The following is a 26271-nucleotide window of genomic DNA, read 5'->3' on the forward strand; positions in this document are numbered from 1 at the left end:
AGCATATAATTTCATGGACAAAAAACCTTCGCTTAAAAACAATTTTGTAGATACTAAACAACTGTATTTATTTCAATAGTTATATCGAACTCACGTTAAATAAACATCCGAACCATAAACCGTTGTCTGATATTCACTTAAATTGACACAGGGATTATGGATAGCAGCTCCCGACATTCTGGCTTCATTAATATAGACTTCAGTTCTGTAAAACCCGCCGCCGTTATTGATAGCGGAGACCATAAATTCGATAGGATAATAGACCTTGAGGTATAAACTCTGATAACTTTCCACAGCATAGGAGGCAGAATGTGCTTTACAGAATGAGTATACTGCAAAAGATTCGATTTGCCGGTATACTTCCATGGATAACTGTTCGGGATGTCCCAGCTTTTTACAGGATTCAAAGAAATTATCCTTTACCTTCTGTAATGCCGATAAAGATCGCCCTTTGCCACTCATGGCTCTTCTGAGAACATCTCCATCAGGAGCGGATAACCCACCAAAATGCAGGACAATTTTAATAACATCTTCCTGATATACCATAATGCCATAAGTTTCTCCCAGTTCTTTTTCAAAAACCTCATGGAAGTACTCAAATTTTGTAGGATGGTTATGTCTGAAAATATATTCCCGCATCATTCCGCTTTGAGCCACGCCGGGTCTAATAATGGAAGAGGCAGCTACCAGTACTTTATAGTTGTCGCATTTCAGTCTTCGGAGTAATCCTCTCATGGCAGGAGATTCAATATAAAAACAGCTAATCGTTTTTCCGGAACTTAAGAATTTATTGCATCGGGCTTCGTCTTTTGAGAGAGAAGTGTCCTGGATATCAATATCAATTCCTCTTTTTTCGTTAATCAGCTTTACAGTGTCATCTATAGTTCCTAACCCTCTTTGTGAGAGAATATCAAATTTTTCAAGGCCAATCTCTTCAGCAGTGTACATATCGAACTGTACGATCGGAAAACCTTTAGAAGGCATTTCGAGTGCAGAATAATTAGTGATAGGTTCTTCTGAGATCAGAATCCCACAGGAGTGCATACTTCTCTGGTTAGGAAACTTTTCTAAAAGCTTTCCGTAGTAATAAACCTGTCTGGATACCGAATTAATATCATGTTCTTGGATGGGTTTTGTTGCCAGTGTATCGAATTCCTCTTTCGGAAGACCAAATACTTTTCCTACTTCCCGGAAAATAGAACGGTATTTAAATTCAACATTGGTTCCACAGAAGGCAACATGGTCTTTACCATATTTCTCAAAAATATATTCAAGGATAATATCCCTGGTCTGCCAGCTCCAGTCTATGTCAAAATCCGGAGGTGTTTTACGGTTGAGGTTTAAAAAACGTTCAAAATACAGATCAAGTTCCAGAGGACATATATCAGTAATTCCGATGCAGTAACTGACAATGGAATTGGCACCGCTGCCTCTTCCTACGTGCATAAATCCCATCCTGTTGCTGTATTGTATAATATCCCAGGTGATGAGAAAATAAGCACAGAAATTAAGCTGGTCAATAACCCCCAATTCTTTATCCACTCTTGCTTTTGCCTGTAGGTTATCATCGGAATACCTTTTTGAAAGTCCCTCATACGCTAACTTCTTTAAAAGCTCAAAATCATTTTCCCTGCTGTCAGTGAAATGCTTTTTGTTTTTAGGTGTTGAAAAATCAAAATCAAAATGGCAGCTATTGACCATATATTTTGTGTTTTCAATAATCTGTGACTCATGGTAAAATTGAGCGAGAAGTTCTTTTTTATCAGTAAACATTTCGTTGTCTTTACAGTAATCAGCTTCTGTAAGTTTACTGATCAATGTATTGTGATCAATAGCCCTTACTATTTTATGAAGTTCATATTCTTCAGGAGTTGTAAAGGTAACGGGATGCAGGATGACCATTTTATGGATGAACGGTTTCAATTCAGGTTGAATTAAAAGGTTGAGCTGGTCCTTTCTGATACCTATAAATTCATGATCTGCTAATTGTTCCGGAATATTCTCCAGTGGGTAAATAACAAAAGTATCTGTAAAATCAGGATTTGCTTTAGGAATTTCTATACCTTCACAATTAAACGCAGTTAAAAGCCTGTTGATCTCTCCGATACTTCTCTGATTTCTGGACAGGCAGATATAATACAGTTCATCCTGAACCCGTATTTCCACTCCGACGATCGGTTTGATATTATGATCCTGACAAAGTTTATAAAAATCATAGATCCCGGTAATGGTATTGATATCTGTAAGAGCTAAGGTTTTAATATTAAAATGTACAGCCTGCTTAACCAGTTCTTTAATAGAAATGGTTCCATACCGAAGACTATGATAAGAATGACAATTCAGAAACATCTTATACTTATTTTAATAAACCTGAGGCTCTTCCTACACTTGAAGTTCCAAACCTGTTCTTGATTTTATCCATTGTCTGATACAAGGAGATCAACTCTTCCGTATCTTCAAAGAGATCCATTTGATGGCATCCGTGAACCAGTCCGGTAAACTTTACTCCAACTAACCTGATTCTCATACGTCTGGTATATACTTTTTTAAAAAGTTCTAAAACATACCTGAGCAGGGTATGGTCAGCTGAGGTGTAAGGAATTCTGCATTGTTTGGTTTCCGTATCAAAATTGGCATACCGGAGTTTTACCACTACTACCGATACCAGCCATTTCTCTGCCCGGAGCTGATAACAGAGTTTTTCAACCATTCCTGAAAGTATACTTTGAATCCCCTGAATATCTATAGTATCCTGAGCAAAAGTATCTTCTGTAGAAATGGATTTTCGTTCAGAGTAGGGAACGACAGGGGTTTCATCAATTCCGTGTGCTTTTTTCCAAAGTTCATTTCCGTTTTTACCAATCAGCTGCCCAAGCACATCGACAGGCATTTCTGAAAGCGTTTGTATCGTTCTGATCCCCAGTCTTGAGAGCAGTTGAAAGGTTACATCTCCGACCATAGGAATCTTCTTTACCGAAAGCGGGTTTAAAAACGGCTGAATGTCAGGTTGTTTCACTTCCAATCTTCCGGTTGGCTTTGATTCTCCGGTTGCGATTTTGGATACGGTCTTATTGGTGGATAGAGCAAAACTTATCGGTAAACCTGTATTTTTCTGCACGCTTTCCGCTATTTCATGCGTCCATTTGTAACATCCGAAAAACTGATCCATTCCGGAAAGATCCAAATAAAATTCATCAATACTTGCTTTTTCAAGAACAGGTACTTTTTCCTGAATAATCTCCGTTACCATATGGGACATATTGGAATACATTTCCATATCTCCCTTAATGACTTTTGCTTCGGGACATAGCCGCAAAGCCATTTTGATCGGCATGGCACTCCTTACTCCGAAAAAACGGGTTTCGTAAGAGCATGACGCCACAACACCACGATCTCCACCTCCGATGATCACAGGCTTATTCTCGAGTTCAGAGTTTTTCAGCCTTTCACAGGAAACAAAGAACGTATCCAGATCCATATGTACAATTGCTCTTTCCATGTGGTAAAATTAGTCACGTTTTGAAACAAATTTTGTATTTTTGTTGTCTAAAATTGTAACAATGTCAAAATTCTCTGATAACATCGTGTTTTTGAGAGGAAAGAAAAATATGACTCAGCAAGAACTGGCAGATCTATTATTTCTTACCCGATCCAGATATGTCGCCTATGAATATGGCAGAACGGAACCTCCTATTGAAATATTGCTTAGAATTTCAAAATTCTATAACATCAGCATTGACCTACTATTAACTGTAGATGTCAGAAAATTTTCTATCGATGAACTCATGGAGCTTCCTGAGAACAGGATTGTTCTGCCTATAAAGGTTGATCAGGATGGAAACAATCAGATTGAGATAATCCCCCAAAAAGCTTCTATGGGCTACCTGAATGGTTATGGAGATCCGGAATACATAGAAAGTCTGGAGACCATATCATTACCTTTTTTAAAAGGGGGTAAGTTCAGAGCATTTCCTGCTGACGGAGATTCAATGCCCCCCTATAAGAACGGAACCTATATCGTCGGAAAATATGTAGAAAATCTTTCGGATTTGAAAACGGACAGAACTTATGTTTTCATTACCACCAATGATGGTATCAGTTACAAAAGGTTTCAGTTTCATGAAGCAGATGGTATATGGGTGAAGGCTGACAATCAATTTTATGAGCCTTATAAAATTCCATTGCCTGAAATTAAAGAGATCTGGGAATTTGCCTGTAGCATTACTACCAAAGAATATGAGCCTGATGAATTTGCAGAACACCATATTCAAAACTTTATCACAGAAATTAAAACGGATATTAAACAGATCAAAGAAAAAATGGGAGATAAGAATTGAATTTATTTTGAGTCTATAGCATAATTAAAAAACTTCCCCGGAGGGAAATAAAAACACAATTGATGAAAAATTATTCCGTAGAAAGGGAATGAGACATAGTTAAATGTTTTAAATACAAACTACAATGAACCAGCTGAGTTTATTTGATATAGAAGAATTCTATGAGTTTCCAAAAGATCTTTTGGAATACAAAGAAAATTTCCTGAGCAGGGAAGAAGCCAACCTGCTTAAAAACAAATTATTGGATACTGCTCCCTGGGAACAGCGTACCCAGAAAATGTACGATAAGATGGTGCTTACTCCACGATTGACTGCTTGGTATGGAGATTCAAAATATAATGATTCTGAAGCAGATAAAAAACCAACCCATCCATGGACTCCTGAATTGTTTTCATTAAAACAAAGAATTGAAAAGGAATTTGGCTGCCAATTCAATGGGGTTCTGTTAAATCTATACCGTGATCATAATGATTCCGTTGCCTGGCATCGGGATAAAGAAAGCCGATATGGAAAACGACCTGTCATTGCATCAATAAGCCTTGGACAAACCAGAAACTTTGATTTCAGGAAAAAAGACCACCATCGGAGTAAATATAGTCTGCCATTGCCTAACGGATCACTCCTTATCATGAAAGGCGATCTTCAGGAACACTGGGAACATCGCATTGCGAAATCAACCATACGAATGAAAGAACGAATTAATATGACTTTTAGATTAATAAAGTCTTAAAAATCAACTGTACTTGGAATGTGCTATAGTTTTTGTAAATGCTCTTCGGCACATTCATGTAAAATTCGATCAATTTCCGAATCAATCTCAAGTGAGATGTCTTGTATCCTGTTAAATCCAACTCTACCGCTTCCAGACTGTCCGAAAGTAATCATATACGCTGTTGAAAGATCGATTTTTTCTTCAGAAAGAAAATCCTTATGTTTTTCCTTAAGTTCTGCTATTTTAATTTCAACACAGTCTGAAAATCTTTCAGCACCATTTCCAAAAAGCTTTTCAGTTAAGCCCATAGTCTTTCATATTTTATTGTAAATATCGATATTTTTTAAGTAAATATTTATCACTTAAAGCAAAATTCTTTTCATTACTACGAAAAACTAGTGATTTTATATGATTTCTGTTGTCCAATTTTACATCACCAATAATCATAAAAATCACAGTTATGAATATCGAAAGAACAGAATTTATAGCCTGGATGGAGAGAATCATGGAAAGATTTGACCTACTGAAAGAGCAAATGCTTAAGAACCAGTCCAGATTTATAGAAGTAGACGGGGAACAGCTTCTGGATAACCAGGATGTTTTGCAGCTTTTAAAAATAAGTTCCCGATCATTACAGCGGTATAGGACTGATAAAAAGCTGCCTTACTATACCATCAGCGGAAAGCTGTACTATAAGCTTTCTGATGTCCATCAACTGATCAGAGAATGTTTAAACTCTTGATGGTAATAAGACATCAACAGCCAAATTATTCATCACCATTCCAACCTTTAGAATACTCTTAATTGAGCCTATATTTTGGTTCCATTAAATGAAATACAATGGAAAATGAATTGATAAACCATCAGGAACCTAGTGAACTCAAACCGGCAACAGACACACTCCTTGTCCTGAACATTCATACCAATCAGGTTGAGATGGTCAAAGGTATAGATAAAGAAGGAAATCTTCAAAAGGTTCCTCCACAAGAAAAAAAGGATAACGATCCGCTGATCAGGGTAGATAAACATGGAGATATTTTCTCCAACTTCTTTTCTAATTTTTACCGGCAGCTTAAAAATCCAACGCATTTCAACTTTTTCAAAGTTTCAGAATACGATGCAGTTAATACCGCCCAGGATCTGCAAAAATATGTAGATCAAGCATCCCCCGAAGAAAAAGAAAAGCTGAAAGACTATGAAGTTTTACCTCAACACAACAACAATCCTAAAAATCAAAATACAATGGACAACAACACAGACAATCAGGAATATCGTTTTCAGCCGGAACAGATCGACTGGAAAACGATGGAGAAATTCGGACTTAATCAGGAAAAGCTTGAAAAAATGAATGCGATGGATGCATTACTCAGAGGTTTTAAAACCAATACACTAATTCCCATCACTATTAATCTGGGAACGGCGGTCAGTAAGATGGATGTCCGGTTATCCCTTCAGACAGGAGATACAGGACAGGTTGCCGTTCACCTGCATGGTATCCGAAAGGAACCCAACCTCAATAATACATTCTTAGGTCACCAGTTCACGGATGAAGACAAAAAGAACCTGAAAGAAACCGGGAATATGGGCAGGATAGTAGATCTTGTCAATCCTAAAACTGATGAAATCATTCCATCAGTGATCAGCCGTGACCGTTTAACCAATGAATTGGTTGCTTACAGAGCGGAGTACATGAAAATCCCTGATGAAATCAAAGGAATTAGGCTTGATGAACATCAGAAGCAAACCTTACTGGAAGGAGGACCATTGTATCTTGAAGGGATGACTTCCAAAAAAGGAGAATTGTTCAATGCCACCGTACAGTTCAATGCGGATAAGCGCTATGTGGAATTTCTGTTCAATAATAATCAGAATCAACAACAAAGACAACAACACAATCAACAGCAAACTCAATCTACGGATCAAGAAGCACCCAAAGTATTCAGGGGAAAAGAACTGGATGATTCACAGTATGAAAAATTCAAAGCTGGGCAAACCGTGTACGTTGACGGTCTTACCGATGCTAAAGGTAAAGCCTATCAAGGTTATATTACCTTCAACAAAGAGACTTCCAAAACCGATTTCTCCTTCAATCACCCTAATAAGCTCAAAGAAGAGGCAAAACCTACAGAAGATCATAAAATCCAAACTGCGGTTAACACCCTGGGTAAAACCAATGAAGCTACTAAAAATGTGAAGGAGCCTTTAGAATCCAAACAGCAGCAGCCTGCCAGTCAACAGCAGGAAGACCAGCAAAAAAAGGTTAGAAAACCAAGAGGACCCAAACTATAATAAACATCTAAATCCATCATATGAAAGCAATCATCGCAGAAAAACCGAGTGTCGCAAGAGAAATCGCACAATTATTAGGAGCCCATGAAAAGAAAGATGGTTATCTATCCGGTAACGGATACTGTGTCACTTGGGCATTGGGACATTTGATATCGTTAGGAATGCCAGAAGATTATGGTATAAGAGGCTTTAACAAAGCCTCTTTGCCTATCTTTCCCAACCCTTTTATTCTAACTCCTAAAAAACTAAAGAAAGCAAAAGGCTATGAGCCTGATCCTTCCGCTTTAAAACAACTCAACACCATACAACAAGTCATCAAGCAATGCAGCAGTATTATTGTCGCCACAGATGCAGGAAGGGAAGGAGAGCTGATCTTCCGTTATATCTATCATTACCTACAATGCAACAAACCTTTTGAAAGACTCTGGATCAGTTCCCTGACAGAAAAAGCAATACAGTACGGTTTTAAAAGCCTTCAGCCAGGCGATGCCTTTGACGGTTTGTATCAAGCTGCTAAAGCCAGAAGTGAAGCGGACTGGCTGGTAGGAATCAATGCTACTCAGGCATTAACCATCGCAGGGAACCAAGATGTTTATTCATTAGGCAGAGTGCAGACGCCAACCCTGGCTTTAATCTGTCAACGGTTTCTTCAGCATCAAAACTTCACCAAGCAAAAATACTTTCAGATTCAGCTGAGCCACAGAAAAGAATATACAGACTTCACCAGTCTTTCGCTATTACAATGGGAAGAAAAAAAGCAGGCAGAACAAATTCAAAAGATTATAGAGCGGGAGGGTAGAGCTATTATAGAAGATGTATCTGTTAAAACAGTACAGGAACAATCTCCATTACTTTTCGACCTCACAGAATTACAGAAAGAAGCCAACAGGAAACTGGGGCTTTCTGCTGATGAGGTTTTACAAACAGCCCAAAGCCTCTATGAGAAACAGTTCATCACTTATCCCAGAACCGGCAGCAAGTATATTCCTGAAGATGTATGGACTGATATACCTGAGCTGGTCAGAATACTGAATCAGACCGAACCCTTCAAAGCCGCCATAACCCATTTAAAATTCGGAAACTTCAACAAGCGTATCGTTAATGATCTAAAAGTTACCGACCATCACGGATTACTCATAACCACTAAAACACCTTCTGCACTTAGCGCTACGGAAAAAGCCATTTACGAGATGATTGCTTACCGCTTGTTGGAATCGCTATCCCACACCTGTACAAAGCAAGTCACCCAGATCCAGATAAAAGTCCATCATTACGAATTCCAGATCAAGGGATCAAAAATACTCAACAAAGGCTGGCGAGCCATTAAAGGCATTCTTTCTGACAATGAAAATTCTAATAATAAAGATGAAGTCCTTACTGAACTTCCGGAATTCAAAGCAGGAGATGAACTTAAGATTTCAAAAACTGAATTGCTGGAAAAAACCACACAACCACCCAAACTTTATACAGAAGCTGACCTTTTATCCGCGATGGAAAACGCAGGCAGATCTATTGAAAATAAAGAAGAACAGAAAGCGCTATCTAATATCGGCATTGGAACTCCGGCCACCAGGGCATCCATTATAGAAACGCTGCTCAGCAGAAACTATATTACCAGGAAAAGCAAAATCGTACATCCCACCGATAAAGGCTTACAGGTTTACAACCTTGTCAAAGACAAAAAAATAGCCAATGTCCAAATGACCGCAGAATGGGAAATAGCACTGGATAGAATTGAAAAAGGTGAACTCAATAAAGACCAATTCATGAACGACATCCAACACTATACAACTGAAATCACCAACGAACTCTTATCACTTCATATTCCCCAAGAAAATATTCCCCAACTCAAATGCCCAAAATGCCAACAACACGATCTTATTATCAAAGATAAAATCATAAAATGTCCCGATGAGCAGTGCAACTGGATTCTCTTCAGAACTATATGCGGAGTACAACTCAGTAGTAAAGATCTTACTTTACTGTTAACTCAAAACAAAACATCATTAATCAAAAATATGAAGAGTAAAAACGGTAAAAAGTTTGATGCTTACCTATTACTGAAGGATGATTTCAGTACATCATTTGAATTTATAAACAAGAATTAATTTAAAGAAAATAATAATGTAAAGAAGCAGCCAATAAGCTGCTTCTACATTTTACATTTTATCCAAGTCTAATCCCCTTTTTCGCGCTCGTGAGGTTTTAGCTTTGGATGCTTAGGTTGATTGGGAGGGGTTACCCTTCTTCTTCTGTCAGGTTCTCCATCTGGTTTTTTAGGCTTGGGGCCTGGCTTGATTGCTTCGATTGTATTCATAGTACAATAAAGATTAATTAATAATTATTTTGATATCAAAACAGATTAATACCAGATCAAAAGTAAATTTTTGGTCACCATTTTCATTACGGAAAGCCGTAACCGCTGGTTTCTGAAAAGATGGATAAGTATTTTTAGACAATCAATTTTGATTGCAATTACCTCCTTCTAGGAGCGCTTCTTGTATGTGGTCTAACATAAGTTCCATCTTTTCGCGTATAACCTTTAACATGTACTGATCCGCCTGAATTTGATTGAGAACTGTAACTAGAGGATGATCTTACTGATGGAGAAGAATACGATGAGGTTTTAGAATAGTCACTATAAGCTGTGTAGCTGGGCTTATAGGCCCACCCGTAATAATTTCCCCATTTAAGTTTGCTGTAATTTTTCTTACCAGCTTTTGAAGACAAGAAAACTTCCGTATCTTTAGGAATAGTGGTAACTGATTTGCTGCTGTCACTGCTGTAGTAAAGAGGCGTGTCTTCCTGTAGTCTAACAGTGTAATAGTTGGTACATGAAATAACGGAGAGAAGTAATACAAGATAAAGTAATGATTTTTTCATTGTAGTTAATTTTATATCTGCAAATCTAAATTAACTTTAAAGGAACTAATTACGGTTTTCCGTAGTCTTCTGAATCTTACAATTTTAGTTTTGTTAAAGCCGAAATTAACCTCTCTTTCTCCCCACTTCCCGTCGTCGAAAACCTTACCAACGGAATTCCATACTTCTCCAAAATCTCATTCTTCATATGATCTCTTTCAGCTTGTCGGCTTTCCGTTTTATGATATTCATAACCATCAACTTCAATAGCCAATACAGAATTTTTCCCCAACTTGTTATAAATCAGAAAATCAAGATGTGTGGCATGATGTCTAGCATATTTTTCTTCTTCAGTATTTAATTTGGAAAAATCTAACAGTAAATTTCTCAATGGATGGTGTAGAATGACGCCATACTTTGAAAATTGATCGTCGGACAAAACTTCCTTAATTAACGCATACATTAGATTCTCACTGTCGAAAACAGATTTCTTTTTTTGATCTGATAAAAGGGCTCTTCTTTTTTCTTCATATCCTTTGTACAGGTAATCAAAAATAGAATGTACTTCACTATTGATCGTGCTAAAATTATTGTAATCAATATAACGGATCAGATCTGAGATGTTGGTGTCGTTGTCACTTTCATTTCCGTTCACCAATAAAATCAGTTGATCTTTGGCTCTGGAAATGGCTACATTCAGTCGGTTCGGGTTGTCGGTGAATTCAGAGATTTCATTATCTACTGTAGAAAGAATGATCACATCATTTTCTCTTCCCTGAAATTTATCTACCGTGTCGGCTTTGACATCTGTTCCCTGAAATGTTCTTTGCAGTGCGATGGTCTGATTACGGTATGGGGTTACAATTCCGAGATTCATGCCTTCCAGCTTTTGCTGTGGAATGATTTCCTGAACAATCACATCAATCTGCCGCTGATTCTCTCTCTGCCGGGCATGGTTGCCTTTAGTTGTTTTATATACTAATAAAGGTTCTCTTTCCGTCTGTCCCTCCGAAAGTATGATTAACTGATCATTATAAAACTTACGGTTACAAAAATCAATGATTTTAGGATGACAGCGATAATGTTCCTTTAACAATGTTTTCGGTACTTCTGGAAATACTTCTATTATAGAAGAAAGGAGACTATGATTGGAATACCGATAAGATTCCGGAATATCATAGTTCTTAAAGATCTGATCCGTATTTTCTGCTGTTGCAGAATCCACTACATTGGGAAGCTGTTTTAAATCTCCTACAATGACAGCCTGCTTCGCGCAGGATAATGCGAGTACACCCGTTGCAAGATCCACCTGTGAAGATTCATCAACAATCACATAATCGTAGACTACGTTTTCAGCAAGGCTTCTTCTCAATGAGTAGGTTGTACTCATAATAACAGGATAATCTTTAATAAATTCTTCTGATTTAAAACGAAGATCCCATTCCGTATATTCTGAACGTTTTTCTCCTTTATATTTTTGGTAGAGCTTGTTTTTAAACAGCTGTATCGATCCTTTTGTATATTCTTTCATTTTATCATGAAAGGAAAAATGCTGTAACGTATTTTGCAGTTCCTGCTTTCTTAAGTCAAGTTCTGAAATTTTTACTTCATAGTATTTTGACTGAACAATCCTGATCATTTCTTCATACGATAAGGTATAAAAAATCTTATCTCTTACCCCATACAGAAAAGGAAATATCAGTTTACGCCACCAGTAAAATTTCTTGCCTGTTTTCTCATAGTCTTCCAAGGTAACCCATAAAGAAAGCAGCTGATCTGAACTGATATTCTTTTTAAAACGGATTTCGCTTGCTAAAGCGACATCTTCCGTAAAATGCTGATGTTCTGTTCTGATCTTATCGATTTCCAGCGTAAGCAAAGCCAATTCATTCTTTAGTTCCAACTTTTCAGCAAGTTCAGCGAAAAGAAGGGGAGTAGACTGCATAAGAGATTCTTCCTGTTCTTCCTCTAATCTAAAATCTGATAGATCCGGTATTTCAGTCTGAGCATCGATAAATTCTTTTTTATTCTGACTGCTTCCCAATAATGCCGCTATAAAAGAAACTCCATTGCTCTCCAGTTTCTCAAAAACATTTCTTGTCGCCGAATTATTGCTTGAAACAACAGCCACACTCTGATTATTCATCACTGCATTGGCAATAATATTTAGAATAGTCTGGGTTTTACCTGTTCCGGGAGGACCTTCTATAACACTTAGCGGACTTGAAAATGCATTATCAACTCCTGTTCTTTGGCTCAGATTAAATCCAAAAGGAAAGATTTCAATAGGAGAGGTGTAGTAATTCTTTTCGGGTTCTTTCCCATTAAGATAATTGTAAAGAATTGAAGTCTCAGGAATAAAACGAATACTCCCATAGCTATTGGCAAGAATGTTATTGCCTTCCTCTGTCTTCAAACCAACACTTTCTGCAATCGCCTTTAGATAAGAAAAAATATTTCCTGCTCTCTCACTCTGAATAGCAGATCTCAACATCTTAATTCTATGTTGGGGATAAGAATAGGCCTTCCCACTGTTTTTATACACCACCACACACTTATTACCCTCAAAATAATAAGAATCTATCTCATCAGTTCTGTTCTTATCATCAATATATATCGCTTGTTCTTTTAGTTTATGTATGGTAGATTTTTGCATAATAGCGGATTAAATTCCTGATATTAATTCTTTAAGTTTCTGCATATTGGGGTCTTTCTCTATAGGGTTTATATCGTTAAATGAGTTCTTAGAAAGGGTTTCGTTCAATATTTTTACCTTTTGGAGCATTGGTACAACGTATTTTAGAAAATGGTTAAAATGTTCAGAAACATCTGAATACTTTGTTGCAAGTTTATAACCAGGTTTACCAGAATGGCTTACAATAAATAGTCCTTCATATCTTAGGTCTCTGATTAATATTCTGACTCTTTCACTTTTGATATTAGGAAAAAAATTATTGAGATAAATAAGCAGTTCAGTTGTTGAGACTAAACGATTAGGATTTAGTTCTGACTGGAATCGTAGATATTCTAGTAGCCTAGCTTTTTCTTTAGTTTTTTGAACATTGGTTGATTCTAAGAATTTCTGAATTAACTGATAGTTCATTCTCATGATTTGCCTGTCAAGTTCGGGTTTGCCCTCTATTTCTTTTGTTATCTAGCGCTTTATTTATTAGAAGAAATAATCATTATCCAAAATTAATTGTGAACGAAGCAAATGCCTATACGACGGATACTATGCATAGAGTTTCTGTTAAAGAGGGAATTTCTATTAATGCCTTAGTCGCAAGTTATTACAATTCTTTAAGTTTTGCTTTTGCAGAGGTCAGTGGTAGAAGCCATGGAGGTGGTGTTCTTGAATTAATGCCTAATGAAGCAGAAAATATACTATTACCATATAGTGTCCAAAACGAAAATTTACTTCAAAATATAGACAATATGATGAGGGCGGGGCAAAATATTGAACAAATTTTAGAATTTACTAACCAAATAATTTTAAGGGATAGCTATAACCTCACTGATCATGAAATAAATATTGCAAATAGTATCTGGAGAAAATTGAAAAACAGAAGGTTAAGTCGTAACTGATTTTTAACTAAATTTCAAGTTAATGTAACTAATTTAAAAAGCCAGGATAATAGTTCAAATTATCCTGAGCTTTTAAATAATCCCATCTCTTCTAAGTAAACCATAAGCTATTTTGAAGTTAGGAAAATATGTTATTCTATTAATAGTAGATTCATTATCAATCTCCGTCACAAATGAGGTTTTATCTGCCTTTGCATAATCCGAAGTATTACTAGATAAAAAATTATAAGAATATGATCTATCTGAGCACATTTTTCTAATTTCTAAGCATGTACCCCATATATAGCAGTCTTTATATTCGCCTTTCTTTTTTGCGGGAGGTATTTTGTTAGTAGTTCTAAAATGTGCAAAACTAGCAAATGAACTATCTTGACCTACGAATATAGTCTCTTTTGTTATCGCGAAAATTATTTGACATAACAAATCCTCCAATCCATATGTAGATATATCAATATCTGCTATTGGTGCTATTCCAATATTAGATTTATTTATAAATCCTATGAAATTATTAAATCTCTTTGAGATCGCTTTACTCTCAGTGTTTAACTTTTGTATCCAAGAATCAATGTGATCATTAAATTCAGTAATACACAATTCTGAAGATAAACTGATAACATCTTTGGAAACAATTTTATTTTTTATCTCGATAATTTGTTCTAAAGCATCAATGGTATGATTTCGTTCGGGTAGAGGCAGTCTTATAATATCAAGTAATGCGCAAGTATCCCAAAATATTACTGGTTTTTTCTCCAAATCTAAATAATCGATTACCTCACTCTTGCTTAATATTAATGAGTCAATGATTTTTGACATAAAATTCTAATATAGATAGTGCATACTCATAATCTAAAACAATTTTGGTAACTAAATCATTGTCATTCCAGCCTTTCTCTTCCATTAGCCACCTTTCAAGCAGATCAGGAGTAAGTTTTGACTTATCATTGAATGATAATGAAACAAAAGACGCCCACCTATCAAAATCGAAGCTGTTGATATTGCCTGTAGCATGATTACAATTTTTTTCCCAGTTTATTAAAGCATCATATGCTGAATCTCCAACTATCTCTTTTAGATCATATATGCCACCAGTTTTTTTCACAATAACATTCTTACCATCTAAAAGATCAGCAATACATTCGTTGTTAAAACGATCCAAAATATCATTATATTCATCGTGTGTTAATGATCCCAAAACTATGGGAACAATATTGACAATTTTTAATTCATTTTGCCATAAAACAAACCATACTAGTGCCTTGTTTCCATTTATAACTGGAGACTCAAAGCACCCAATTTCATTTTCTGGCTTACTAATATTACTAGCATAATCCCTTACTAAATCTTGTCTAAACTTCCAGTCGGCCGGTAGTTTTGAAATTATTTCTTCTAAAATATTCTTCAGAGTGCTACTGTCATCAGTAGATATTATAAGTTCCTTAAATGTCTTCATTTTTTTAATTTTTATCAGCTAAAATTAATGTTGTAGGTTTTTAAAATATGTTTACAACAGAATCTCCATCTGTACATTGATTTTATTAGTCTTAGTACAATTATTTTGTTTTAAATGTATTTTCAAAAATAGTAATATTCTAATAATGTAAAATCCGTATAAATACGGTAAATTACAATCTTTTTAAATCATATTTTTTACCAAATGATAGTTTTTTATCTAAAATATGTAGCTATTGTATTAAGTATCATTATTATTTATTCCAGAAATTAATTATAAGATATATGAAATTAGATTGGGAAGATTGGTTGATTCCGGCAAAGAAATGCTTAGACTGGTTTATAAGTGAAATGGGAGAAGAGGAGTGGTCAAGGAGAAGAATGACAGTTGCAGATTATTTTCAAGGTTTAAAACAGGTGACTTTAACAGAAGAAGATATTCAACATGGTGATTTTGCCAAAAAATTTTCGCCGATAGCAATTTATTCTGATTGGATTTCTTGGTATATGTATCTGGTTGAAAGTATTTTTTTGAGGCAAGGTTGCGATGACCCTAGTCAATCATCACGAATTTATCCATTTTTTGCAGTAATTGGGGGTGGAATTGAACTCTTGAAGAAAATAGAGGGAATTAATGAAAAAATCTCTACAATTTTAAATGAGAAACAGAATATGCCTGATTCAACATTATTTGAATTGACAATAGCACTATTTTATGCAAAGAAGGGCTATAAAGTTATTTTTTTAGAGGAGAGAAAGGACCAGAAGATGCCTGACTTGAAGGTTTCAAAAGGAACAGAGATTTTTTTTGTAGAATGCAAAAGGTTTGGTAAGACAACAGGATATGCTGAAGAGGAAAGGCTTGAGTGGCAAAGGCGTTCGAAACATTTATTTAATGCAATGAGAATTCAGAAAATACCCTCACATGCGGATGTAATTTTCAAAGTTCCTCTTGCAGAAACTGATGAATTTTTGCTTGGTAGAGCATTTACAGCGTATGTTAAAAGTAATAAGATAAATGATGGATCAATTTTATCAAATCATCAAATTGACTTTAGAGCATATCCCTTAGATATTGATGAATTTAACAGAAAACTTAGCAATGCACCTAGTCGACCAAATTCTCCACAAATGATTTATGATCTACTAGGAAAATTTGATATTCAAGGAAATTATACTTTACTGGCAGGTCCGTCTCGTATTGACTCAATAAATCCGGATGATAAATTATTTGTTCTAAATGATTTTTATGGTGCAGTTCATGAAGTTTACAGTGCTCAATGGGAATCTATATCGGATGAGTCAATCAATTACAAAGCTAAGGACATAAAGAAGATTTTAAGTAACGCTGTAAAACAGATACCTGATGGAAGCAAGGGTATTATTCATATTGCCTATGAAACAGTGATGGGAAATCGAGTTGAAAAAATTCGCTATGAAAAAATAAGAAAAGTAATTGATGCATTTGATTTCGGTGAAAAAAACATTCAGTCGGTTTATTGTCATGCTATACAGTTATTAACCGATGTGGATGGTCCCAACTGGGCGGAAACGTCTTCTTTCTTTAAAAATAAAAGTTTTAATTTAAGTGATGATATGTTATTTGACTTTCCTGAAACAGATCAGACCCCACACTGGCTTTAGCTACACTCAATTTAGAGAACAATTTAATGCTAAGAAATATTTTGCTAAAATTAAACTAGCTGTCTAATTTTTAGGAATTAAATGTTGTACATTGAAATAGTAAAGATCATTCGTTATTGGGGTTCTTGTTTTTTTATCTGCCACCCTTACAGGAATTTTAAATTTTTTTCCAATTTCTGCTGTTGAATTTTCCCCGGCAAAAACTTTTTCAACTAAATTCTCGTACAATGATTTGTTTTGATCTGGATTTTCAACATAGTATTGATCTATTTCGATATAAGCTGTAGCTCTTCCCAAATAAAAATTGTGGTATTCGAACATTCTTTCTTTCAAAATAGGATCATTATCGAGGCGAATGTATGAAGAGCTAAATATCATAACGTTTCTTCTCCTAAAAGCAGATAATAATTCAGCATAAAAATGTGCTGCTTCACTTTTAGAATTGACATGGAAAGTTGTTGCAAAATGAATTATTGCACTATAGTTATTATCTTCAATTTTAAGTTCAATGTAGTATTCCATTAATTCTGATGAGTTTTTTTAATTTGTTTAATAGTTGAAGGTGATAGTTATAAACACACGGTTCTAATTCTTTTCGTTTCTTTAGAACCCTCTATCGGAAAATCCATGAAATATCTATCCGACAGATCTACAGATGTTGTCATATGGATAAGATTAGAAATGAAGTAAGAATGGGATAATTCTTCGAGTTCGTATAAATTATAGAAATTTGAATTACAGTCAGCATTTGTAGGAGGGTCTAGTTCAGAACCGTCAATCCAATGTCTAATAAAAATATTTCCTCCTAGTGAAAAGTGATTAATAATTCCTCGAGATAGCCTTACTGAATCATCTATGATATTAGAGTTTATTTTTCCTCTATAATCAAATGAAATTAAGCCCCTAAAAATTCTATTTTCATCTGTACGACATAATGTTGGAAATCGATTTATAAAATTAAAATTTTCAACGATTTTGCTTAATCCATTTTTATCAGTTCTGCTGGAAGAAATATTTGTTTTAACTTCAATTATAGCTCTCACTGAACTTGGAGTTACGATTACAAAATTACCCTCTTCTAGTAAAGATCCGTGATTGTTATCGTATACAATAATGTCAATTTGCTTAGATAGTATATTATCTGTTGGTGAAATTGAATTCAGTATAAATCCAGTTCCAACTGATAGGTTGTTTGGCAGCTTACTTTTTATGATATTCCTTAATTTGTCTTCTTTGTATCTACCATCCTCTCCCCAATGAGCATTCCCGATTAGATTTCGAACTCTGTCCTTAAAAATGTTAAGTTCTCTATTTAAGGATTTTTGATACTCTAGAGTGTTGATCATAGTTGTTATAGCTTTGTTATTATTCAAATATACAAAATTATCACCTCCCATTTGCAACAATTGCAATCATCAACTTATCTGTAATTCTTTACCAAAGCAATACATAACTTGCTAATTCTGAGAAGATGTTAGAGTAAAAAGAAACAGTATTACAACAAAAAACAAAACTCTTAAAAGAAACAGAAGAAGTTCTGGAGCCATGTTCTGATCGCTATTGTAAAGAAATCAACAAATAAAAAATCTTAATTAATAAGTTAGGATTTTTTATTTGTTTTAGGCGTGGCTTTTAATATATTGTTTTCTTTCATGTAAAATTCAAAATCAAATTTTAAAGAGAAAAGAATTTGAGGTTCAATTCCAGCAGCTAATGAGATTCTAATTAATGTTGAAAGCTTGGGAACATTTTCTTTATTAATCAATCGATAAACCTGTTTTCTATCTACATTAGCTGCTGCTGCTAAGTCAGATATGTCAATATTCTTTTCCTCAATCACATTTTTTATATAATCAGAGATTGCAATAAAGTATTTATCTTCAATATATTTCATTAAATAAAAGTGACATATTTGTCAAATTTATCATTGACAAATATGTCACTTTTTGAAAAATTTTATTATATTTGTAAAATAAGTTACTGTAATGTAACTTTGCGATACTTCAAGGAATTATAGAAGCTATTGCTTAGAATCTCGCTTAGAAAACTGGTAATTTACGGAACGAGAGGATAAGTATTAAGCTCACGACCTAGGCGTGGGCTCTCTTATCTGTTCCAAGGCATACCAGTGCCCCTAAGCTGATAATGTTGAGTCCCATGCCGTTTTTTTTCAATGCAGTCGCTTTATCTCTACACAAAAAATCTAAGCCCGCTTTCAAAAATAGTATCAGACTACACGATACAATAGGAGGGTACAACCTATTGCGGCTTTAAAAAGCTTACACGGGAACACAGATTTCATTCATATTAAATTCTTTCCGGTGCCTTACGGTCACTGATTGCAGAACCTCACCAGTCCTTTTTCACACCATAGGGCATCAGGAAAGTCTTTACATCAAAAATGAATCAAAAAACTACTCAACTTAAAATCAGAAGAAAGAAAAAAGCCCCTTCCCATGCAGTTTGGACACTTACGGGAAAGAGCGTAGTTCAGTAATTAATCTTTAGAAATTAAAAACCTTTACAAATCTATGAAAAATTCCTATTACCATATAGGAGGCATTTTCTTTGGGCTCATGCTTACTGGTGTAAGCATTACTACAAAAGCCCAAACACGCACCATTTCCGGTACCGTCACCTCATCAGGTAAACCTTTACAGAGAGTCGTAATCTCCCAAGAAGGCAGTGATCAGGTAACCATGACCGGTAACAACGGAACCTATACATTGGAGGTTTCAGCAGAAAATACCATCCTATTGTTCAGACACCCTGATTATGCAGTAGAAAAATTCACCCTCACTAATCAGAACGTCGTTAATATCAGCTTAGAACAAAAAGTAAAGGGAATCGAAGAAGTTATTCTCAACGCTGGCTACTACAAGGTTAAAGACAAAGAAAGAACCGGTAGTATTGCCAAAGTTTCAGCAAAAGATATAGAAAACCAGCCTGTCTCCAATGTCTTATCAACCGTGCAGGGAAGAATGGCAGGGGTAAATATCACCCAGAATTCAGGAGTTCCGGGTGGTGGCTACAGCATCCAGATTCGAGGGCGCAACAGCCTGAGAACTTATGCCAACAGTGAAATCGATGGCAGTCAGCCCTTATATATAGTGGATGGTGTACCAGCGGGAAGCGGAATGACTGCTACCTACGGTGCCAATATTTTGTCAGATGCCAACCTAAATCCTTTAAGCAATATCAGCCCTAATGATATCGAAAGCATTGAGGTTTTAAAAGATGCAGATGCCACGGCTATTTATGGTTCAAGAGGAGCCAACGGCGTGGTTCTGGTAACGACTAAACGGGCCAGGAAAGGAACATTAGGGCTTTCTATCAATACATCCTATGCTTTAAGCAGCAGCCTTTCCAATCTTACCATGATGAATACGGAGCAATATCTGGGAATGCGCAGACAGGCTTATGCAAATGATGGAATTACCGTATATCCGGCCACTGCTTATGATATCAACGGAACATGGGACCAGTCCCGTTATACGGATTGGTTCAAAACACTTCTCGGTAATACATCGGTTACCTCCAATGTCCAACTGTCTTTATCAGGTGGCGGGGAGAAGACTTCTTTTCTGGTAAGTTACGGACATAATGAGCAGACTACAGTATTTGCCAAAGATTTCCGGTATAAAACCAATACATTACTGGGTAACCTGTCACACCGCTCGACAGACAACCGTCTGAACTTTACCATGTCAACACTCTTTTCCAAGCTGGAACATAATGTAATCAGCCTTGACAATACCGGCAGTGCTTTGTTTCTGGCTCCCAATGCTCCCGCTCTGTACGATTCAGGAGGAAATATCAACTGGCAGAATAATACTTTTGATAATCCTTTGGCTGCCTATAACAGTACTTATTCCAACAACAATGTGCAGTTCATGAATAACTTCACGGCGGATTACGAACTTATGAAAAATGTACAGGTCAGACTCAATGGAGGAATCAGTTACCAGACCTTTGATGAACTGTCATTGCAGCCCAGTACGATCTATAACCCATCATTAGGGATAGGCCCTGCCAATTCCAGGGCGTTACAAAGCAATAAAAGCAGAATGTCCTACACTTTGGAACCGCAATTGAACTGGAGCTTTAAAAAAGGTAGCCATCAGGTGGATGTCCTGGCCGGAGGTACCTATCAGAGTGATCTGAATACTCAGGGTGCCATACAGGGATATGGTTTTACCAGTAATGCATTTATTGAAAATATTGCCGCAGCTACCACAAAACTGATCTCGGACCAGACCAAAACAGAATATAAGTATACAGCCGTCTTCGGAAGACTTAATTATCAGTTTGACCATCGCTATATCATTAATATTACGGGCAGAAGAGACGGAAGCAGCCGTTTTGGAACCAACCGTAAGTTTGCGAACTTCGGGGCGGTGGGAGCGGCCTGGCTGTTCTCCAACGAAAGCTTTATGAAAGAACTGTCCTGGCTCTCCTTTGGAAAGCTGAGAGGAAGTTATGGCTCATCCGGAACTGATAATATTGGGAACTACCAGTATAACGATACGTTTATCACTTCTACCTTAGGATATAATAATGTAACAGGACTGGTTCCTTCCAAACTTTTCAATCCTAATTTCAGCTGGGAGAAAACCGTCAAATTAGAAGCCGCACTCGAAATGGGATTCTTTAAGGACAGATTTCATGTTACGGCATCCCATTACCGCAACCGTTCATCGAATCAACTGGTAGGCTATCAGCTTCCATCGGTAACAGGGTTTACTTCAGTGCTGGCCAATCTGGATGCCACCATTCAAAATACGGGGTGGGAATTTGAGATCGCGGGCCGTCCGTTTACCGGAGCTTTTAAATGGGAAACATCAGCCAATCTAAGCATTCCGAAGAATAAACTTCTGTCGTTCCCGGGACTTGAAGGGTCTACCTATGCCAACTCTTATGCCATAGGGCAATCCGTTAATATTATAAAATTGTATCATCTGGAAGGTATCAATCCTCAGAGCGGTCAGTATATCTTTACGGATTACAATGGTGACGGCAGGATCAGTTCCCCTGATGACAGGCAGATTATTAAAAATATAGGCGTAGAGTTTTTCGGGGGTTGGAGCAATAATTTCAGCTATAAAAATTGGTCGCTGTCACTTCTTGTCCAGTTTGTCAAACAGCAGAGCCGCAATTTTAATTATCAGATGTCTTCCCCCGGACTGATGCGGAACCTTCCTGTAGAGGCCTTGAATGTCTGGTCATCCGACAATCCTAATGGATTGTATATGCCGTATCACGCTGCCGCATCACCCCTGCACAGTTTATTTCAGATGAGTGATGTCACTGTGTTCGATGGGTCGTTCATTCGGTTGAAAAATATTCAGCTCAGCTACAGGATTCCTTTGCAGGGGAAACTCATCAAAGAAGCCAAGATTTATTTTCAAGGGCAGAACCTCTATACCTGGACCAAGTATTTCGGGCTGGATCCGGAGTTTTCATCTTTAGGATTTCTACCGCCTCTAAAAACGTATTCTTTCGGCATGCAGATTAACTTTTAAAACCAGTACAATGAAACTTTATAAACAATTCTATATCATAACAGGATTTTTAATACTAAACAATATGAGTTCCTGTGAAAAGCTGATCGAAGTAGAACTGCCTTCCAATCAGATTGCTTCAGATCAGGTATTTGTAGATGTACAGACGGCAGATGCTGCTCTGGCTGGATTATATTCTGGACTGCGCGACAACTCACCGTTTGCAGGGGATCAATCGGGCAGACTATTAGGGCTTTACACTGATGATTTGGATTTTTATTCCACTACAGCAACCAATGGATTACCGGAGATATCCCAAAACCTTCAGAACGATTCCAATGCCAGTATTTATACAGACTGGTCAACTTCATATAAGCAGATCTATGTGGCCAATGCCATACTGGAAGGCATTGAAAAGTCAAAGTCTATTTCCCTGGCAGACCGCAACCGAATCAAAGGAGAGGCATTAATGGTCAGATCCATGCTGCTGTTATACCTTCAGCAGGTATATGGAGATATTCCTTATCCGACAACTACCGATTATCAGGTTAACCAGACGATTTCAAAAACTGATAAGGCACAGGTGCTTATACAGCTTCGTGAAGATCTTAAAGAATCCATCAGCCTGCTTCAGGACAGCTACAGAAATACGGAGAGGATTTTCCCTAACCGTAAAATGGCTGAATTGCTATTGGCTAAAGTCTATCTGCTGGAGGGAAAATGGGTAGAGGCTGAGTTTCTGTTAAAGGGCATTATTCAAAGTCCGCTGTATCAATTTCAGAATGATATTACCAAGGTCTTCATCAAATCCGGTTCGCATATTCTCTGGCAGCTGAAACCTAAAAATTCCGGTGACGGCACCAAAGAGTCCGGAATCTATTATTTTAACAATTCAGCACCTTCAATGACGGCGCTTAGTTCAGCGCTTGTCAATACCTTTTCTACTGCAGATCTCAGAAAACAATACTGGATGGCACCGGTAACTTTTAACGGAACAACCTGGTACAGAGCTGAGAAATATAAAAACAGGACAGCGAATACAACGGAGTATTCAATTATTGCCCGGCTGGAAGAAGTATATCTTCTTTTAGCTGAGGCTTTGGTACAGCAAAATAAAATAGATGAAGCCCTTTTTTACCTCAATAAAACCAGACAGAGGGCAGCAGTAGCATCATTAGCTTTGCCTTTATCAAAAGAAGAAGCACTCAGTGAGATCATATTGGAAAACCGACGAGAGTTTTTTACAGAGATGGGACATCGTTTCTTCGATTTGAAAAGAGTCGGAAAGCTGGATACATCTATACAGGGAAAGCCTAACTGGAAGTCTTTTCATAAACTATGGCCAATTCCCCAGCAGGATATTTTGTTAAATCCCAATTTAAAACCTCAAAATGAAGGCTATTAAAATCAAAGCGCTGTTATGCATAATGATTATCTGTATGTGCAGCCAAAGGCTTTTGGGACAATATAATATTGATTCTATACAACAGAGATATGCTGCATTTTATACTATTGCTCATTTAAAAGTATCAGATGATAACAGATGGGTTTCTTTTTCAAAGATTTACAAGAAAAATACAGATACCACCATTATTGCCACTGCTGACAAACAGCAAACTGTCAAAGCTGTTTTAACTGGAGTTTCTGAAAGCTACTTTTTGAAGGATAATCATTTTTTCTGGCTGGGTAGTGACAAGGCACAACTTATCAATCTTCGAAACGGAGATAAGAAAGATTTTAAGGAAGTTAGCAAAATAGAAATACTGCCCGCTCTGGGATATTATGCTGTTTGGTACAAAAGCCGTTTTCTGGAAGTGTTTGACAGCAAAAACAAACTTGTTGCCTCAGTTTCTGATGTGACACAGTTGGTTAGTAATAAACAGGATAAATTATATGTAATAGTTAACCGAAGCAATCTCTCATCGGTTTGGTCTTTGCAATCCAAAGAATTTAATAAAGTCTATACCTCTGAACAGAATATAAAAAAAATCATGCTCGCACCCTCACAGAAATATCTGGCAGTTACAGAGCAGGAGAAATCTTCTGATGGATTACAGCTTGTATTACTCGATACCAAATCACTCAAAGTTTCAAGAGTTGGCAATGGTTTTATTAAGTCTGATTATATTGAGGTGCGTGAGATCAAAAACGGAGTTGCCTTTTTTCTGGATTTTAATAGTCGTCCAAAACCTGCTCCTACCGCCCAGCCGGAAGTAAAATATGGTACCGATCCCGATTTATGGGTTTATAGAATGGGAGAGCAATATCATGAGTACTGGGTGTATGATGTAAAGTCAGAGCAGTCTCAAAAGGTAGATACTGGTTTTGCGTTTATGGTTGCTATGGATCATGAACGATATTTTCTGAGCTTTGACCGAAAAGAAAAGAATGCCTACATCAGTTCTGTTTCTTGGTTTGACATTTATTTGTATGACCGCTATAGTAAAACTTCAAAAAAGATACTCTCTCAGATCTCCAACCTTGTAGTTAGCCGACAGGGTAAATATGTAGTAGGATTCAGTGAAGAAGAAAAGCGATGGATTCTGTATAATACTTTACTATCCGGAAAAATGACGATTGAAAACCCTCATATTGGGAGGGCAACTTTTAGCGATGACAATCATTATGTTTTTTTTGAGAGCGAGAATGGAATATACAGGCTTAATGTACGGACGAAAAATCTGGAACAACTGCCCTTAACAGCGAATAAAAAAGTTGCTATTCTCAATGTCAAAGAAGATGTGATTTATGGAACGTTAGGCGCAGATTTTAGAATCCGCAGCATTAATGCCAAGAAGCCTATTATCATTGAGCAGTATGATCAAAACAACAATGAAACATCATATGTTCAATGGTTTCGGGATAAAGTAAATGTACTTCTTCCGGCCACTAAAAATAGGATAAGTGATTTCAAAATAAATCTCCAGAGCCAGGCGGTTTTCAGTCTGGAAGAGAATTTTAACAGCCCTCAGACAATTTATCAATATCATAGCGGTCATAAGAAAGAAGTGTATCAAAGCAATAGACATGATCATGAGATCACTACGGCCAGGCAGGAAATACTTTCATACAAGAATAGTTTGGGAGTACAAATCAAAGGTGTATTGTATTATCCCCTTAACTTTGATGTCCGAAAGAAATATCCCTTGATTTTGTCGATCTATGAAGTTCAGAATAAAAGTGCATCGGTATATCCCTATCCTTATTTTTCGGGGATAGGGAGTAATATCCGGTCACTCATTGATAATGGCTATTTTGTTTTTCTTCCCGATGTGGTTTTGGATAGCCGGGGACCTGGGTTCTCTGTGTTGGATTGTGTGCAATCAGGACTGGATGCCCTAAAAGGATATGCCAATATTGACAGCAATAGAGTAGGACTGATGGGGCATTCCTTTGGCGGTTTCGGCACCAGTTTTATATCTACCCGTTCCCATCGTTTTGCGGCCTATATATCAGGAGCAGCCGTTACCGATCTTGTTAAATTTTATTTTTCCTTCAGTCAGGAAAGAAAGCTTCCCAATTACCCCCGCTTTGAAAACGGACAGTTTGATATGAAGGTGCCGTTTTCTAAGAATAAAATGCTTTACTATGATAACAGCCCTATTGCCAATGTAGAGAAAGTTAATAAGCCGATCCTTCTCTGGACAGGACTGAAAGACGGAAACGTTCCTTATACTCATACCGAAGAATTGTATACGGGTTTGCTGCGGAATCAAAAAAAGGCGGTAGTACTGTATTATAAAAATCAGGATCATGACCTGGCAAAAAACAGTGTGGAGAGCATAGATCTGCATTTGAGAATCCTGGAATGGTGGGATTACTTTTTGAAAGATAAAAAAGATATTCCCTGGATTGATAAAGAAATGAAAAAGGATGCCCTGTAAGGCATCCT

21 protein-coding genes and 1 pseudogene are annotated in these 26271 nt (G+C 36.7%); 10 read left to right on the plus strand and 12 right to left on the minus strand.

Annotated features, from left to right (window positions below):
* Positions 1-96 precede the first annotated feature (96 nt).
* Positions 97-2349, minus strand: a pseudogene (locus tag BW946_RS17850) (PHP domain-containing protein); the annotation flags it as partial.
* 7 nt (positions 2350-2356) lie between these two features.
* Positions 2357-3499 carry a DNA polymerase IV gene (gene dinB, locus BW946_RS17855; RefSeq protein ID WP_076597459.1) on the minus strand — a complete coding sequence of 381 codons (1143 nt, stop codon included), beginning with the start codon at positions 3497-3499 and terminating at the stop codon, positions 2357-2359.
* A gap of 61 nt (positions 3500-3560) precedes the next feature.
* Here dinB and BW946_RS17860 point away from each other — a divergent pair, with 61 nt between their 5' ends.
* Both BW946_RS17860 and BW946_RS17865 read left to right on the plus strand, forming a co-directional pair.
* Positions 3561-4337 (plus strand): XRE family transcriptional regulator, encoded by a 777-nt coding sequence (locus BW946_RS17860; RefSeq protein WP_076597460.1) that lies wholly within the window; start codon positions 3561-3563, stop codon positions 4335-4337.
* Between the two features lie 124 nt (positions 4338-4461).
* Positions 4462-5067, plus strand: a complete 606-nt coding sequence (locus BW946_RS17865) for an alpha-ketoglutarate-dependent dioxygenase AlkB family protein (protein WP_076597461.1) — start codon at positions 4462-4464, stop codon at positions 5065-5067.
* A 23-nt stretch (positions 5068-5090) separates the two neighbouring features.
* Here BW946_RS17865 and BW946_RS17870 read toward each other — a convergent pair whose 3' ends face one another.
* Positions 5091-5357: a hypothetical protein gene (locus BW946_RS17870; protein ID WP_076597462.1), complete on the minus strand. Its 267-nt coding sequence runs from the start codon at positions 5355-5357 to the stop codon at positions 5091-5093.
* Between the two features lie 152 nt (positions 5358-5509).
* On the opposite strand from BW946_RS17870, the gene BW946_RS17875 reads away from it, so the two are divergent.
* The 3 genes from BW946_RS17875 (at position 5510) to BW946_RS17885 (ending at position 9446) form a co-directional block, all read left to right on the plus strand.
* Positions 5510-5791, plus strand: a complete 282-nt coding sequence (locus BW946_RS17875) for a helix-turn-helix domain-containing protein (RefSeq protein ID WP_002980966.1) — start codon at positions 5510-5512, stop codon at positions 5789-5791.
* Positions 5792-5889: 98 nt separating this feature from the next.
* Positions 5890-7338: a DUF3945 domain-containing protein gene (locus BW946_RS17880; protein ID WP_076597463.1), complete on the plus strand. Its 1449-nt coding sequence runs from the start codon at positions 5890-5892 to the stop codon at positions 7336-7338.
* A 20-nt stretch (positions 7339-7358) separates the two neighbouring features.
* The gene (locus BW946_RS17885) at positions 7359-9446 is read left to right on the plus strand and encodes a type IA DNA topoisomerase (protein WP_076597464.1); all 2088 of its coding nucleotides are present in this window, start codon (positions 7359-7361) and stop codon (positions 9444-9446) included.
* 68 nt (positions 9447-9514) lie between these two features.
* Here the strand turns inward: BW946_RS17885 and BW946_RS21490 are convergent, their stop codons facing one another.
* The 4 genes from BW946_RS21490 to BW946_RS17900 form a co-directional block, all read right to left on the minus strand.
* Positions 9515-9655, minus strand: coding sequence for a hypothetical protein (locus tag BW946_RS21490; protein WP_170872098.1), 141 nt, complete (start codon positions 9653-9655; stop codon positions 9515-9517).
* Positions 9656-9813: 158 nt separating this feature from the next.
* Complete coding sequence (locus BW946_RS17890) at positions 9814-10221, minus strand: hypothetical protein (RefSeq protein ID WP_002980961.1); 408 nt, start codon at positions 10219-10221, stop codon at positions 9814-9816.
* Positions 10222-10297: 76 nt separating this feature from the next.
* Positions 10298-12856 (minus strand): AAA domain-containing protein, encoded by a 2559-nt coding sequence (locus BW946_RS17895; RefSeq protein ID WP_076597465.1) that lies wholly within the window; start codon positions 12854-12856, stop codon positions 10298-10300.
* A 9-nt stretch (positions 12857-12865) separates the two neighbouring features.
* A complete protein-coding gene (locus BW946_RS17900; protein WP_076597466.1) occupies positions 12866-13303 on the minus strand; it encodes a hypothetical protein in 438 nt (145 codons plus the stop codon).
* A gap of 44 nt (positions 13304-13347) precedes the next feature.
* Here BW946_RS17900 and BW946_RS17905 point away from each other — a divergent pair, with 44 nt between their 5' ends.
* Positions 13348-13785, plus strand: a complete 438-nt coding sequence (locus BW946_RS17905; protein WP_076597467.1) for a hypothetical protein — start codon at positions 13348-13350, stop codon at positions 13783-13785.
* Between the two features lie 72 nt (positions 13786-13857).
* Here the strand turns inward: BW946_RS17905 and BW946_RS17910 are convergent, their stop codons facing one another.
* Positions 13858-14598 carry a PIN domain-containing protein gene (locus BW946_RS17910; RefSeq protein WP_076597468.1) on the minus strand — a complete coding sequence of 247 codons (741 nt, stop codon included), beginning with the start codon at positions 14596-14598 and terminating at the stop codon, positions 13858-13860.
* The gene (locus BW946_RS17915) at positions 14582-15235 is read right to left on the minus strand and encodes a hypothetical protein (protein WP_076597469.1); all 654 of its coding nucleotides are present in this window, start codon (positions 15233-15235) and stop codon (positions 14582-14584) included. Before BW946_RS17915 ends, BW946_RS17910 begins: the two co-directional genes overlap by 17 nt.
* A gap of 284 nt (positions 15236-15519) precedes the next feature.
* On the opposite strand from BW946_RS17915, the gene BW946_RS17920 reads away from it, so the two are divergent.
* Positions 15520-16878 carry a hypothetical protein gene (locus BW946_RS17920; protein WP_083688913.1) on the plus strand — a complete coding sequence of 453 codons (1359 nt, stop codon included), beginning with the start codon at positions 15520-15522 and terminating at the stop codon, positions 16876-16878.
* A 63-nt stretch (positions 16879-16941) separates the two neighbouring features.
* Here the strand turns inward: BW946_RS17920 and BW946_RS17925 are convergent, their stop codons facing one another.
* The 3 genes from BW946_RS17925 to BW946_RS17935 form a co-directional block, all read right to left on the minus strand.
* Entirely contained in the window at positions 16942-17400 is a 459-nt protein-coding gene (locus BW946_RS17925; protein WP_076597470.1) for a hypothetical protein, read from the minus strand.
* A gap of 47 nt (positions 17401-17447) precedes the next feature.
* Positions 17448-18224: a DUF6602 domain-containing protein gene (locus tag BW946_RS17930; protein ID WP_139326029.1), complete on the minus strand. Its 777-nt coding sequence runs from the start codon at positions 18222-18224 to the stop codon at positions 17448-17450.
* A 254-nt stretch (positions 18225-18478) separates the two neighbouring features.
* A complete protein-coding gene (locus BW946_RS17935) occupies positions 18479-18772 on the minus strand; it encodes a helix-turn-helix domain-containing protein (protein WP_076597472.1) in 294 nt (97 codons plus the stop codon).
* A 637-nt stretch (positions 18773-19409) separates the two neighbouring features.
* Between BW946_RS17935 and BW946_RS17940 the strand changes: the two genes are divergently transcribed.
* Genes BW946_RS17940 through BW946_RS17950 form a run of 3 tightly spaced genes read left to right on the plus strand, consistent with a single transcriptional unit; the run spans position 19410 to position 26263 of the window.
* Entirely contained in the window at positions 19410-22400 is a 2991-nt protein-coding gene (locus BW946_RS17940) for a SusC/RagA family TonB-linked outer membrane protein (RefSeq protein WP_076597473.1), read from the plus strand.
* A gap of 10 nt (positions 22401-22410) precedes the next feature.
* The gene (locus BW946_RS17945) at positions 22411-23784 is read left to right on the plus strand and encodes a RagB/SusD family nutrient uptake outer membrane protein (protein ID WP_076597474.1); all 1374 of its coding nucleotides are present in this window, start codon (positions 22411-22413) and stop codon (positions 23782-23784) included.
* The gene (locus tag BW946_RS17950) at positions 23771-26263 is read left to right on the plus strand and encodes an alpha/beta hydrolase family protein (RefSeq protein WP_076597475.1); all 2493 of its coding nucleotides are present in this window, start codon (positions 23771-23773) and stop codon (positions 26261-26263) included. Before BW946_RS17945 ends, BW946_RS17950 begins: the two co-directional genes overlap by 14 nt.
* Positions 26264-26271 lie beyond the last annotated feature (8 nt).

The organism is Chryseobacterium sp. RU33C (assembly GCF_900156015.1).
In the GTDB taxonomy this organism is placed as follows: domain Bacteria; phylum Bacteroidota; class Bacteroidia; order Flavobacteriales; family Weeksellaceae; genus Chryseobacterium; species Chryseobacterium candidae.

Excerpts from the sequence above, each read along its gene's own strand:
- BW946_RS17865 (WP_076597461.1), top strand. The coding sequence starts at position 4,462 with ATGAACCAGCTGAGTTTATTTGATATAGAAGAATTCTATGAGTTTCCA.
- BW946_RS17890 (WP_002980961.1), bottom strand. The coding sequence starts at position 10,221 with ATGAAAAAATCATTACTTTATCTTGTATTACTTCTCTCCGTTATTTCA.
- BW946_RS17895 (WP_076597465.1), bottom strand. The coding sequence starts at position 12,856 with ATGCAAAAATCTACCATACATAAACTAAAAGAACAAGCGATATATATT.
- BW946_RS17945 (WP_076597474.1), top strand. The coding sequence starts at position 22,411 with ATGAAACTTTATAAACAATTCTATATCATAACAGGATTTTTAATACTA.
- BW946_RS17875 (WP_002980966.1), top strand. The coding sequence starts at position 5,510 with ATGAATATCGAAAGAACAGAATTTATAGCCTGGATGGAGAGAATCATG.
- BW946_RS17930 (WP_139326029.1), bottom strand. The coding sequence starts at position 18,224 with ATGATCAACACTCTAGAGTATCAAAAATCCTTAAATAGAGAACTTAAC.
- BW946_RS17885 (WP_076597464.1), top strand. The coding sequence starts at position 7,359 with ATGAAAGCAATCATCGCAGAAAAACCGAGTGTCGCAAGAGAAATCGCA.
- BW946_RS17935 (WP_076597472.1), bottom strand. The coding sequence starts at position 18,772 with ATGAAATATATTGAAGATAAATACTTTATTGCAATCTCTGATTATATA.
- BW946_RS17950 (WP_076597475.1), top strand. The coding sequence starts at position 23,771 with ATGAAGGCTATTAAAATCAAAGCGCTGTTATGCATAATGATTATCTGT.
- BW946_RS17915 (WP_076597469.1), bottom strand. The coding sequence starts at position 15,235 with ATGAAGACATTTAAGGAACTTATAATATCTACTGATGACAGTAGCACT.
- BW946_RS21490 (WP_170872098.1), bottom strand. The coding sequence starts at position 9,655 with ATGAATACAATCGAAGCAATCAAGCCAGGCCCCAAGCCTAAAAAACCA.
- BW946_RS17910 (WP_076597468.1), bottom strand. The coding sequence starts at position 14,598 with ATGTCAAAAATCATTGACTCATTAATATTAAGCAAGAGTGAGGTAATC.
- BW946_RS17925 (WP_076597470.1), bottom strand. The coding sequence starts at position 17,400 with ATGGAATACTACATTGAACTTAAAATTGAAGATAATAACTATAGTGCA.
- BW946_RS17940 (WP_076597473.1), top strand. The coding sequence starts at position 19,410 with ATGAAAAATTCCTATTACCATATAGGAGGCATTTTCTTTGGGCTCATG.
- BW946_RS17860 (WP_076597460.1), top strand. The coding sequence starts at position 3,561 with ATGTCAAAATTCTCTGATAACATCGTGTTTTTGAGAGGAAAGAAAAAT.
- dinB (WP_076597459.1), bottom strand. The coding sequence starts at position 3,499 with ATGGAAAGAGCAATTGTACATATGGATCTGGATACGTTCTTTGTTTCC.
- BW946_RS17920 (WP_083688913.1), top strand. The coding sequence starts at position 15,520 with ATGAAATTAGATTGGGAAGATTGGTTGATTCCGGCAAAGAAATGCTTA.
- BW946_RS17880 (WP_076597463.1), top strand. The coding sequence starts at position 5,890 with ATGGAAAATGAATTGATAAACCATCAGGAACCTAGTGAACTCAAACCG.
- BW946_RS17870 (WP_076597462.1), bottom strand. The coding sequence starts at position 5,357 with ATGGGCTTAACTGAAAAGCTTTTTGGAAATGGTGCTGAAAGATTTTCA.
- BW946_RS17900 (WP_076597466.1), bottom strand. The coding sequence starts at position 13,303 with ATGAACTATCAGTTAATTCAGAAATTCTTAGAATCAACCAATGTTCAA.